Origin of the sequence: Massilia sp. DJPM01, from assembly GCF_030348125.1 — a bacterium.
Lineage (GTDB): Bacteria > Pseudomonadota > Gammaproteobacteria > Burkholderiales > Burkholderiaceae_D > Telluria_A > Telluria_A frigida.
The window spans coordinates 1-551 of record NZ_JAQOZV010000225.1; the positions used below are offsets into that span (position 1 = coordinate 1).

The 551-nt window shown below is 66.2% G+C and carries 1 protein-coding gene; it reads left to right on the forward strand.

Annotated elements, in window-relative coordinates:
* The coding region (locus PO883_RS34795; protein ID WP_289313845.1) for a flagellin hook IN motif-containing protein at positions 1 to 551 on the forward strand (551 nt) is incomplete at both ends.

A 551-nucleotide genomic window follows, 5' to 3' on the forward strand; every position in this document is an offset into this window, starting at 1 on the left:
TCGACGGCGGCCCCGACCACCCTGGCCACCACCGGCACCGCTTACACCGCCGGCAGCTTCGCCCTGCAAGGCCTGGCCACCTCGAACATCGCCGTCACCGCCACCGATACCGCACAGTCGCTGGCATCGACCATCAACGGCGCCACCGCCAACACCGGCGTGACGGCCCAGGCCAAGACCGAGGAAGCGCTGACCCTGACCGCCGCCGGCGTGTATTCGCTCGCTGTCACCTCCGACAACAGCACCGCCGCCAACGTCACCTTCACCGTCGGCGCCGCACTGAACGCTTCCGGCCTGGCATCGGCAGTCAGCGCCTTTAACGATGTCTCGTCCAAGACCGGCGTCACCGCCAAGCTGAACGACACCAATAATGGCCTGGTGCTGACCAATTCGGCCGGTAACAACATTACCCTGGCCAATAACAGCGCATCGGCCTCGGTCACGGCAGGCGCGATCGACTCGGCCGGCACCGTCGGCACCACCGTGGCCGTCGCCACCGGCGCCACCTCGACCTCGATGGGTTATGTGTCGATGAACTCGGACAAGGGTTT